3 protein-coding genes are annotated in these 12,363 nt (G+C 59.8%); 2 read left to right on the forward strand and 1 reads right to left on the reverse strand.

Going from position 1 to position 12,363, the window contains the following annotated elements:
- Positions 1 to 44 precede the first annotated feature (44 nt).
- Positions 45 to 10,601 (reverse strand): immunoglobulin domain-containing protein, encoded by a 10,557-nt coding sequence (locus tag ABEB25_RS14965; protein ID WP_345737225.1) that lies wholly within the window; start codon positions 10,599 to 10,601, stop codon positions 45 to 47.
- 281 nt (positions 10,602 to 10,882) lie between these two features.
- Here ABEB25_RS14965 and ABEB25_RS14970 point away from each other — a divergent pair, with 281 nt between their 5' ends.
- Both ABEB25_RS14970 and ABEB25_RS14975 read left to right on the forward strand, forming a co-directional pair.
- Positions 10,883 to 11,701, forward strand: coding sequence for a M48 family metalloprotease (locus ABEB25_RS14970; protein ID WP_345737226.1), 819 nt, complete (start codon positions 10,883 to 10,885; stop codon positions 11,699 to 11,701).
- Between the two features lie 55 nt (positions 11,702 to 11,756).
- On the forward strand, positions 11,757 to 12,299 hold the full coding sequence (locus ABEB25_RS14975; RefSeq protein WP_345737227.1) for a DJ-1 family glyoxalase III: 543 nt from the start codon (positions 11,757 to 11,759) through the stop codon (positions 12,297 to 12,299).
- Positions 12,300 to 12,363: the final 64 nt, after the last annotated feature.

Here is a 12,363-nt window from a genome sequence, read left to right on the forward strand (position 1 = left end):
TGACGTGGTGCCAAGAATGTGATTCATCCAGGCTGGTACCCAGATCAAGGCTTCTGGAATTCAATCGGCCACGATACCTGCTCATTGGTCGGGGCCGTGGACAAGGCTGGCAGGAGCAGATGCCCGCCACCGAGGATGCCTTCCGTTTCATTCACAGGCTGGCGCAGAATGCCCACAAATGGGACCGTGCGTGGCACAGCTCTGCCTGCCACTATGTCCGACAGGACAAAGCTGCCACTGAACAGGCCCGTCGTAGCCGTGAACGTGACTTTCCACTTGGTCGCATTGACCGGCACTGTCACAGGCGACGCCACGGCGACCTTGCCTGCGGCATCCACCGTGACCGATACGGGTAAATCGTCATACGAGTCGCTGGTGAAGGCCCCGTGAGCCACGGTGAGCTGCCCGGTCGGGTTCAGCCCCAGGCGATTCGCCAAGGTGATGGCGGCCACGGTCTTGGTGGCCTTCGTGGGCGGCAGCCAGGGATCCAGCATGATCCGGCAGGCCAGAGGGCCAAATCCTGCACGGTAGGACTTGTCCTTGGTCTCGGGCGCTTTCTGCCAAACGAGGTCCGCTTCAGCGTCGAAGCCCACATACTTGCGGCCAGCCAGGTTCGGGTGATTTTGCAGCGGGATGTTGCCCGCGATGTAGCTGTTCAACCTCTTGTAAGGGAGGAGGAAGAGACGATAACCAGCCTCAGAGTCTGCCGCCAAGGAAGCCGTGAGAAGCGTGCCATCGCCCAGTTTGCCAGCCAGCTTCAGGGTGCCCTTGGCATCCACCGTGGCCGTGGCATAACCCACGCCCTCTGGCACTGGCATAACGGAAGTGTCGATCACCAGCCCGGAGCCCAGCAGAAGCGTGTGGGCACCCACGTGAGTCAGCGTCTGCCCTTTCGCCAGCACCAGCAGCTTTTGCCCGTCCAGGGTGGCGGCAACCACGGTATCATTGAGCTTCAGTGTGGTTTCAAACTCACCCTGCAAGGGCAGGACAAAATCCAGCACATAACTGTTGGTGCCTTTGCTGAAGGTGGCCTGACCCGTGACGGTTTCTTCTTCCACATCCGTGGTTAGGTTGCCCTTAAACGGCAGTGCCGCCAGTTCACCCGCTGTGGTCAGCTTGCCTGTGAAGGTTTTGCCCGTGGCTGCCACCGTGATCTCCGCCTTCGCCGCCGGGAGTGCATTGCCTCCGGTGCTGGCTAGCAGGGCCTCATACTGGCCGGCAAAGGTATCCACCGTGAGCGTGCCATTCACATAGATGAAGAGATAGTTGACCGCCACCGCTCCGGCAGGCTTGATCGGGTAGAGCCCACCCGCGCTGGTCTCTTTGGCTGTGGTGGTCAGCACCGGTGGCTTCACGGCCGGCTTGGCCGTCGGATCATCAAAAATGGTCAGTTCACTGTCACCTGCCAGGAAGCCCGAGTAGCTTAAGGTCAGGGGTGGATTTGGCTGGCCCACCAGTTTGCGCTGGTTGTCTGCCGTCACCGTCAGCGGCGCTTTGTTGATGACGAGGCTGCCAGTTTTCTTCACAGCCCCCGCAGTGGCCACCACTGCATATTTACCAGCTTGGGTCGGCGGCGTTTCGCTGCCCGCATAGGTGATGGTGACCTCCACCGATTCATCCACCCCGACATAGCCGACTTCGATGGGCGATCCTGTATAGGTCTGCGTCAAATTGGTCAGCGTCAGACCTGTGGGATCGGCCAGCACCTTGAAGCTACGGATCACCGGCGCAGCGGCCTTGACGGCGGCACTGCCAGCCTGCACCGCGCGGACACTGACGGTGCCCACTCCGGTCAAGGTCAGCATCCCAGGTGCGGAAAGATCCGCAGGGCCGGAGACCACCTCAAAGCTCACTGCCAATCCGGAACTTGAGTAGGCACTCAGGGCCACGGTGCCCTCGCTGAGATAACGCGTCGGCGGCAGAGTGAAGGTGATCGTCTGTGCCACTGGCACCACCGGGGTGTTTCCAGTGATGAAGAAGCTGCGCGAAACTGCTGGAGCTTCCAGCCAAGTCCCATTGCCCGGCTGGGTGGCGCGGATGGTGACGGTCCCACTGGGCCCTGTAGGAGTGACGGTATTGCCGACCAACATGGCAGGGCCGGAGACGAGCTCAAAAGCCACCGTAAGCCCCGATGAGGCCGTGGCATTGAGTGTGAATGGACCTGCTGTGGCGAGACGGTCTGCCAACGGGGCAAAGGTGATCGTCTGCGGTTCAGGCGAGGGCGGCGTGTCCAGGGAGATAAAGCTGTGCTCCACCGCCTGGGCGGCTTCGTAGTTTGCATTTCCAGCCTGGGTGGCGCGCACAGTCACTACACCTTCGGTTCCATCCAGGGTCACCGTGGCACCGCTCACAGTGGCCGGGCCAGACACCCGCTCAAAACTCACCGGAAGCCCGGAACTGGCGGTGGCGCTGAGGGTGAAAGGAACGCTAAACATCGAACGATCCGACAGGGCTGCGAAGTTGATCGTCTGCGTCGCCTTGGCCACCGTGAAGGTGCGCACCACCGGTGTGGCGGCGGAGAAGTTTTCATTGCCCGCCTGGGTGGCCGTCAGCGTCACCTCCCCTGCCCCAGTGATGGTCAGGGTGCTGCCATTGAGCGTGGCTGGACCGCTGGTCACCTCGATGGAGACTGGCAGGCTGGAGCTGGATGTGGCGCTCACCTGGAGGCTGTTCGCCGCCGGATTGAAGGTTCGATTCGCAGGCTGCACAAAGGTGATCGTCTGAGGCGGCAGCAGGCCGTTGCGGGAATCAAACTCGCCGCCATTCAGAATGGCGAAACGATTTTGTGTCACCTGATTGAGAGAGGTGAAACTGCCTCCCACATAAATACGCCCCTGGGCGTCCACAGCGATGTCGTTCACCCGGCTATCCAAGGACACTGACATTCCTGTGTCACGGACGAAGCTTTCGTCCATGCGAATGAAGGTTGCATTAGCCCCCGAGAGCAGCTTGCCATCAGGCTGCCGCGCCACCGTGTTCACCACGCTGCTGTGGCTTGTGATGGAGAATCCCAGATCAGCCCCGGTCGCCGCGTTCAGCCTTTTCAGATATGGCTGGCCAGCAACATTGCCACCGACGAACAAAGAGCCGTTGGGCAGTTGCAAAACGTCATGCACAATCGTGAAAATATCAGGTGAGACAAAGTTGCCATCACGCGCTCCGGTGGCGGAAAGCTTGACTAGCCGCGCCATGGCATTGCTTCCCCAGGTGTTGCTAATACCTCCGACATACAGCGTGCCATTCGCCAGCCGATGAATGCAGTTGACGTCATTGACCGCACCGGAAGTGAAACTGGCCATAACGGCCCCATTCGCGCCCAGGCGTGCCATCCGGTTCACAGCGGCCGAATTATTCGTGCCGATCTGCGTGAATTTCCCACCGATGTAAACCGAGCCATCTCCCACTGCGGCTAGGGCATACACCCCCTGATTAGGGCCAGCCGTCACTGTATCAAAGGCCGTATCCAGTGCGCGGGCTGAGGTGAAACGAGCCACGCGGGTGACGTTCGTCACGGTGCCCCCAATATTCACGCTGGTAAAGTCACCGCCCACAAAGATGCGCCCTTCCGAATCCACGGCAATCGCACGGATGGTGTTGTTGAAGCTCGGGGAAAAGTTGGGATCCAGCGTGCCATCCGAGAGGAACCTCGCCAAGCGCCCACGGTTGACGGAGGTGGCTCCGTTCACCGATACGCTGGTGAAAGCACCTCCCACCAAGTACGAACCATCATCATACAAATGAATGGCCAAGACTTCGTTGTTGAAAGTCGGCTGAGGGCGGTCACCCGCAAGCGCATCCGGCCTGCGCTGCACTGTCAGGTTGGCCGTTCCCGAGGTCGCCGTGGAAATGGTATTTGTGACGCGTAGGCGATAGTTGCCTGCATCGGCAAAGTCCACGCCCGTGAGCGTGAGGGTGGGCGTGGTGGCTCCGCTGACTCCGTTGCCATTGCTCAGTGCGACATCTCCCAAGAGCCACTGGTAGCTGAGTGTCCCAGCCCCACGAGCTGTGCCATTAAAGGTCACCGTGGTGCCTGTATCCACGATCCGGCTCACCGGAGAGCTGAGAATTTCAGGTGCAGAAAGCACCGTCAGCAAGGCGCTGTTGCTCGTCACTTCATCATCCGGGCTGGTGACGGTCACAGTATAATTGGCTGCATCACCGATGATGATATTGGAGATTGTCAGAGTCGGCGTTGTCACCCCCGAGACACGACCACCATCATTCAGCGGCATGCCGTTTCTCTTCCACCGGTAGGCAAAGCCATTGTTGCCTGTCGCGCTGGCGCTGAACTGGAGAGAAGCCGTGCCCACATCCACCACTTGGCTGGCTGGATGCGTGATGAAACGGAGCACCGGCCCATCTCCCTGGAGAATGACCATGCGGTTCGCCGCCACCCCCTTGTAGGTGGTGAAGCTAAAACCTGAGATCCAGAGGCGACCCTGAAAGTCCACCTCAATGGCGGTGATACTGCCGTTGTTGAAACCTGTGCCAACATTGAAGCCGTCATCCAAGCTGCCGTCTTGATTCAGACGGAACAAACGGTTCCTCGGGCTCGTGAAGCCGCCACCCACTAGCACCTTGCCGTCTGGCAAGGCCGTCATCACCGAAGGCGCATTGGTCAACGTTTCCGTGAAGCTGAACGAGGCATCAGCCGCACCATCGGGCAGCAGACGCAGCAGCCCGAAAGGAGATGCATTGCGAGCAACAAGAATGCGGCCCAAAGCATCCACCGCCGTGGTAGCGATCGGGCCAGCTGGCAAGGCCGGAGCAAAGGTATTGTCAAGCGTGCCATCAGCATTCAGACGAATGAGGCTCGGGATCGTCGTGGTCGCACCGGATGGACCGTAGCTGTTGAAGTTGCCCGCCACCAGAATCTTCCCATTCGGCAGCAACTGCATCGCATTCACATCGTCGCTCAATTCGAGTTTGAACGTGGTGTCCAGACTGCCGTCCGGATTCAGGCGGACGAGGTAGTTGTAGCCGAAGTTGCCGCCGTACCCCCCGAAACTACCCGCCACATAGATACGACCCAGGCCATCGGCAATCACCGCCACAGGCGCGCTGGAAGGTCCAACCGGCAAGAAAGAGGTATCCAGAGAGAGATCTGCATTTAGACGGGACAGGCGCGTGCGCCCAGCGCCCTCGACGGTGGCGACACTGGTGAAATTGCCAAACACCAGAATCTTGCCATCGGGCTGGCGGAAGAATCCGTTCACGCTGGAATTGCTGCCGCTGAAATTGCCTGCAGCAGGTCCTGTGGCACGACCCTCCGCATCAATCACGACCAATTGATTCCCAACATTTGTGGGGCCGCCATTGAGAGGATTCCCGGCGATGCTACCTCGGGCACCGATGAGCGTGCGCCCATCGGGAAGATGCAGAAAGGCATTCACATAATTGCTCGAGTTTGTACTCGTCGTGCCCAGTGCCACCAGTGCAGGATCGCGGTCGGCTGCCACCTGGTTCACCGCCACAGAGGTGGGGGTGGTGCTGGCCGTGCCTTGGCTATTTGTCACGGTAAGTGTGTAAAGGCCATCGTCGGCATTGTTCACCCCAGCGATCACCAGGGTGGCCGTATTGGCTCCCGAATAACGTCCGCCATTCTGGATCAAGACGCCATCGCGCCGCCATTCATAGGAAGCCGGAGTCGCTGCCAAAACCTCAGCGGACAACGTCAGCGTTGCCCCTCGTTCTGGCGTTGCATTGGCGGGGCTGCTGACCACCACAGGAGCATAAAGCACATTCAGCTTTGCGGGAGTGCTAGTGACGGTGTTCGTCGGTGTCCCGCCAGTCACCTCCACGGTGTAAAAGTCATCATCTGCCACACCGGCGTTGGTGATGGTGAGGATGGCCGTCGTAACGCCCGAGATGCGTCCACCATCCGCCAGCGGCACTCCGTTCTTCAACCACTGGTAGGTGAGACTGGTCCCTATCGCACCCACACTCATCTGGGCCGTGGTGCCGCCGTTGACACCCACCTTGGCGGGTTGATTGACAATAGCAGGATCTGTAGGATCTCCCTCCAGTCGCACCACACCGCCCGTCGTCACGCCATTGAAAGCCGTGAATTCTCCGGCGATCCAGATGGAGCCATCTGGGCCATGTGTCACCACCCTCACATCTGCATTCGGCCCCGTGCCTACAGTGAAGGAGGCATCGCCATCATTGGACCCCGGCGAAGGCAGCGGATTGCTGGCCTTGATCCGGTAAACCGAGCCGCTGCCACCGATGCTGGCTCGAATCACCATCACCTTGCCATTCGGTGCCTGAGAGAGTTCATAAACCTGGTTACCAGAACCGAGGTTGGACACCACAGCGCCCGTGTTACTGATCTCAGCAAACACCAGGCTTCCCAAGGAACCCGCCGCGAAGATTCGGCCATCTTTCAGCACCAGCAGATCATTGTAAGTGGAGCTACCGGAGGCCCCGGAAAGGGTAAAGGTGGTGTCCAGTGTTCCATTCGTGTTAAGCCGCCCAAAACGGCTGACCGTAGAACCCGCAAGCTGGCTAAACAACCCACTAACCAAAAGCTTATCATCATTCTGCACGGCAATGTTGGTCACCTGCTGGTTCACTGCCGGTGCAAAAGCGGCATCCAGCACCCCGGCTGAACTGAAGCGGGAAATCTGCCCAGTAGGACTCGTAAACATCCCCACATACACACGTCCGGCGGAGTCCAGGGCGATGTCATTCACCTGGCCTGCACTGAGGTTGCTGCCCACATTCGTGTTAAAATTCGTGTCCAGAGTCAGGTCGGCATTCAGCCGCATCAAGCGCGTGGCTGGACTGGTAAAACTGCCTCCCACCAGGATCTTCCCGTCCGGCTGCCTCAGCAGCGCAAGGACACTGTTGTTCAGAGTCAGAGGAAATGCTGTGTCCGTCGAGCCATCAGGACGAATGCGGATGAGGTAGGGTTTGTTGATATTGGTCCCCACATTCGCACTGAAGCCGCCGCCGATGAGCACGCCGCCATCGTCCGTGGCCACGATGGCCTGGGGAGCGCCACTGGTGAAGGAAGGCCGCCCCGCAGTGGCCTGCCCAGCGAAGATGCCGCCCGACCGCGCTGTCACGATGACTTGCGCGGCCGCGCTGCTGAAGCTGCCCGCTGCATTCGTGGCCACCAGCACATACAGCCCGGCCTGGGCCTGGGTGAGGGCCGCGATGTTCAGATTCGTCCCCGTCGCACCTGTCACAGGCGCGCCATTAAGATACCATTGATAGCTGATCGGCGTCGGGCTCGTCGCTGCAGCCGTCAGGGTCAGGGCTTCACCGACCAGCCGCGCTGTATTGGCCGCAGGCTGGACGGTGAAGGTCACCGGAGTGTCAGAATCCAGCAGCGTCACGATAGCATCCGCACCGGTGGTCACCGGCCCCTGCGGATCGCTGAGGAGCACACGGAAGCTTTCGGTGGACTCCTGCGTGCCATCCGCCAACAGCGTGAGCGTGATGAACTTGCTTTCGGAATCTCCAGGTGCCCAGCTCAGGGTACCTGTCGCTGCTGTGTAATCCGTGCCCGCCGTCGCTGTCGTGCCAGTGAGCGCATCTGCCGTGGTCCATTGCACAGAAAGCGGGTTCAGGACGGAGCCATACCGCCTAACCAACAGCGTAATCGTTCGTGCAGCCTCCGTGTAGGTCACACGCGCGGGCTCAAAGCCCACGGTTCCCACCTGAGAATTCCCCAAAAGCACAGCGGCATAATTTTTCGTCACACCGTTCACCAAAGTAAAATTACCCGCAATGAACACATCGCGTGAAGGCGTGAAATGCAGGCTGTTCACGCTGCCATTCGTGCCCCCGCCCACAACAAAGGAGGAATCAATGCTGCCATCCAGTTTCAAGCGGGCCACGCCCCGAAGATTGCTGCCACCGATGGTCAAAAACTCTCCGGCGATTACCAGCTTGCCATCCTGGTCAAGGATTCCTGAAACCTTGCCTTCTGTGTTATTGAATGGACTGACGAAAGAGCTGTCCGCAGTACCCGCTGCATCCAGCACCGCCATGCGCGGGCCTGGATTGTGGGCACCATTGAGTCCAGAGAAACGCCCACCAATCGCGATCTTCTGGCCGAAGGCATACAGACCGATGGTCTCGATTTCTCCACCGATGGCGGAGACTGGCGAAAAGCTGGAATCTACCGTGCCATTGGCATTCAGGCGGGAGAGGTTGTAGGTGAAGCCCTGGCCATTTCGCCCAATCATGTGGGCCACCAGGATCTTGCCGGAAATCCCCTGCTCCACCACGGCATCTACCTTGCCCTGGAGGTCGCTGCCCAGAGTCACTGGGGCGGTGAAACTGCTATCCAGCGTGCCATTGGCCAAGTAGCGGCGAAGCCCGCCGCCGGAACCAAAACCGACATAAAACGTGCCATCGGCCCCCGGGGCAATTGTCTCCACATACAGGTTATTTCCCGCAGGCAGCGAGGGCGTGTAAGTCGTGTCCAAAGCACCATTGGCTTGGAATCGCGCCAAGTCGGGACGACTCACCGCCGAACCTCCAGCAGGGCTGGTGACAGTGTCAAAGAAACCGCCCGCCAAAATGCTGCCGTCTTGCAGCACATGCAGCGCAGAGACCCCATTGTCGAAGGTGGACTCGGTAAAGGAGGTATCCACTGTGCCATTGGCTAATAAACGCTGGAGCGTCCGCACGGATGGTGCCCCATTCTGGGTGGTAACCACGATCCAACGGCCCTGGAGATCTGGGGCAGCCGCTGAAATCGCTCGATTGTTGCCCAAGCTAGGGGTGAAGGTGGTAACGACCGAACCCGCAGGCGTGAGCACATTCACCGTCGCCGCTGCTGAAGGCACGGACCCGTTTGCACTGGTGACCACCACCCGATACTGCCCGGCATGGTTCTGCGGATTCACTTGGCTGATCTGCAAGTTTCGGAACGTCGCCCCCGGGATGTTCGCAAAGCCGCTGCCGCTGTTGTATTGCCATTGGAAAGTCACAGGCACGGTGCTGTTGACCGTGACGCTCAGGTTCAGATTCGCCCCCTGGTTCAAGGTCACGCTGGCTGGGGGTGTGACGATTTCAGGCGGTGAATCATCATCCAAAATGGAGACCTGCGTCACCGCCACACTGCCCAGGGTGGCTCCTCCGGTCGGCCCTGTAAGGGTGACCTGAAAAGTCCTCGTCGCATTGGCCGGCACATTGTCCGTCAAAGGAATGGTGATGCTCTTGGCGCCGCCTTCACCATCGGCCCAGTTCAGGCTGCCGCTGCTGCTGGTGTAGTGGGTTCCGGCCACCGCATTGCCACCGCCCGTGGCGTAGTTCACACTCACAGCCCCGGCGATGCCTGCCGTGCGGGCCACCTGTACCGTCACACTGCCGCCGTCTTCCAAGGCGGAGTAAACAGGGCTGCTGAATTTCAGTGTGCCCGCTCCTGTTGTGCCATCGCCCTCGAAGGCCACCAGATTGTTGATTTCCAGTTCAGGGTCCGTCACGCGGGAAAACCACCCGCCCGCGACGATGCGGCCATCATTCAAGGGCACCGCGCTGTAAATGTGCGTGAGGTAGCTGTTGCGATCAGTCGAGTAAGGAGCCGGAGTGAAAGTGGTGTCGCGGGTGCCATCCGGATTCAGGATGACCAGAGAGGCCACCGATGTCTCATTGAAGACATTGAAGATGCCCCCGGCCAGGATGCGACCATCCGGCAGCAATTGCAGCAGGCCGCCCACCCAACCATTGGTGCCCTTGCCCAGGTTGGCATTGAAGGCTGCATCCGGCGCACCGCTGGCAGTCAGTCCCGTGAGGAAGTCCCCATCCGGCTGACCCACAAGAGTGTGGCTTCCACCGATGATCACCTGGCCACTAGGCAGTGCCAGCACCCGGTTTACCCGGCCATACTCGTTTGCAAAAGGCACATAAAAGGAGGTATCCTCCTGCCCTCCTGGTAGGAGCCGAAAAACATATGGGTAACCGCCAAAATTGCCCGCGCTACCGGACACATAAATCCGGCCATCCTGGGCGAGGCTGATGCAGTCCACCACTCGGGAGCTCCCCGCCATGGCGCTGGAGTCAAAGGTCAGGTCCTGCACGCCCGTCTGGGCATCCACCCGAATGAGGTTGGCCCGGCCTCCGGCGGCAAAAGCCCCTCCGATAAGTAGGCCACCATTCTTGTCCAAAGCCAGGCTCTGCACATAACGGCCAGCCCCATTCGATGCCAGCGTGGGCGGCACAAACGTTGGGTCCAGCGTGCCATCGGCATTCACCTTCGCCACCAAGGCCCGTACGGTGCTAGCCGGGCCATAATTTTCAAATACACCGCCGATGAAAAAGGAGCCGTCCGCATTCACCAGGATGGCATTCACTTCCGAAACCTGGCCCATCACCGTCGTGTGCGGTCCCTGGGTAAAGGCCCCATTCGGCGCAAAAGATGGATCCAGGCTACCGTCTGGCAGGAGCCGCTTCAGGGCCGTCAGCTCTCCTAGATTGTTGTGCCTGCCCATGCCTCCCCCACCTCCCACCAGGATGGCACCGCTGGGCTGTATTCCCAACGCCTGCACTGCCCCTGTCGGCCCTTGATCGGGATAGGTAGGCCCTGTGATGCCCAGACCGACTCCATTCAGGAAAACAGGGTCCAAATCTGCCGGCGCGGCCATGGCCGTCGTAAGAAGAGAAAACCCGAGGCAAGAAATAGTGCTAAATGCACGGATTAGGTTCATAGGCAATGCAAATTGAGGTCTGCTATATCGTAGTAACTCCTTTTGCAACGGGGAGTTACCTTTAGTCTTACTAAAGAGCCAGATGTCACAGTGACTTCATACTCGCGCCATCTGCCAGTGAAGACCTGCGGTCGACAGATACTCCTCCCGTGACAGTGGCTAAGTAAACGTCTATGATCCGGTTCATGGGACGTTTTTTTACCCGCTTTTTTCGCAACATGGCCCCTTCGTTTGATGGTGATGGGCGGCGTGGCATCGGCTGCCATCCACGCATCATCCTCGCCCTTCTCATCATGGGCGGTACCCTGGCTTATCACTACCTGGGCACCACCGAATACGAAAACGAATTCACTGGCCGTACCCAGCGCCTAGCCTTTGCCACAGCCGAAGAAGAAATCGCCCTGGGACTGCAATCCGCCCCGCTGATGATCCGGCAGATGGGCGGCCAGTCACGCGACATGCAGGCCCAGGCCCTGGTGGACCGCGTGGGGGCCAAGCTGGTGCAGAGCACGCTCGCAAGACAGACCCCATACCGCTTTGAATTTCACCTCCTCGCGGACCGTGAAACCGTCAATGCCTTTGCCCTCCCCGGTGGCCAAATCTTCATCACGGAAGCCTTGTTCCGCTTGTTTAAAAATGAGGACCAGCTCGCCGGAGTCCTGGGCCATGAGATCGGCCATGTTGTGGGCCGCCATTCCAATGAGCAGATGGCCACCAGCAAACTCTGGCAGGGACTGGCCCAGGGAGCTGGCGTACTGCTTTCCGATGGGCAAGGCAACACGGGGGCGCAGATCGCAGGCATGGTCGCCAACATGCGTGTCATGAAATACGGCCGTGATGATGAACTGGAGTCCGACTCCCTTGGCGTGCGTTTTCTCATCGAAGCCGGGTACAATCCAGAGGCCATGATCGGCGTGATGGAGATCCTGGCCAAGTCGTCCAAAGGCAGCAGCCAACCTGAATTCATGAGTACCCACCCGGCCCCGGAAAACCGCGTGGAACGCATCCGCGAGGCCATCGCCAAATACCGCAAGTGAAGCCCGGCCCCTGCCCCCTGTCGTAGCTTTCTCAATCCTCCCTTACCACTGCCTCATGTCCAAGCGCGTCCTCTGCCTGTTGGCCGACGGTTTTGAAGAAATCGAAACCATCACTCCTGTGGACCTCCTGCGCCGCGCCGGGGCGGAGGTCGTCATGGCGGCCCTGGGCGAGAGCATGCACGTCACAGGTCGCAGCGGCATCGTGATCCATGCGGATGCCCTTCTGGCCAACCTGGAGGCAGACTCCTTTGATCTTCTTTTCATCCCCGGTGGTCCTGCCGTGAAAAGCCTGCGCGCAGACGGTCGTCCGGCAGCGCTAGCCCGGCATTTCCTCACCGCCGGGAAAACCGTGGCCGCCATCTGTGCCGCCCCGCTGGTCTTGCACGATGCTGGCCTCCTGGAAGGACGCCGCTACACCGCCCACGACTCTACCTATGCTGAGCTGACACGGGCGGAGCCTGCCCAGGCCGTGATCGAGGATGGCCAGATCATCACCTCACGCGGCGCAGGCACCGCCCTTCCTTTCGGCCTCAGTCTGATCACCCGCCTCTACGATGAAGCCACAGCCGCCCAAGTGGCTGCGGCGGTGATGGCCTAACTATTTTTGCATCGGGTCAGAAATTCAACCCGAAGGGAACCCGTTTGCACGGGTCCCTCCACTC

The sequence above is a fragment of the Prosthecobacter algae genome, from assembly GCF_039542385.1.
Classification (GTDB): domain Bacteria; phylum Verrucomicrobiota; class Verrucomicrobiia; order Verrucomicrobiales; family Verrucomicrobiaceae; genus Prosthecobacter; species Prosthecobacter algae.

Excerpts from the sequence above, each read along its gene's own strand:
- ABEB25_RS14965 (WP_345737225.1), bottom strand. The coding sequence starts at position 10,601 with ATGGCCGCGCCGGCAGATTTGGACCCTGTTTTCCTGAATGGAGTCGGT.
- ABEB25_RS14975 (WP_345737227.1), top strand. The coding sequence starts at position 11,757 with ATGTCCAAGCGCGTCCTCTGCCTGTTGGCCGACGGTTTTGAAGAAATC.
- ABEB25_RS14970 (WP_345737226.1), top strand. The coding sequence starts at position 10,883 with ATGGCCCCTTCGTTTGATGGTGATGGGCGGCGTGGCATCGGCTGCCAT.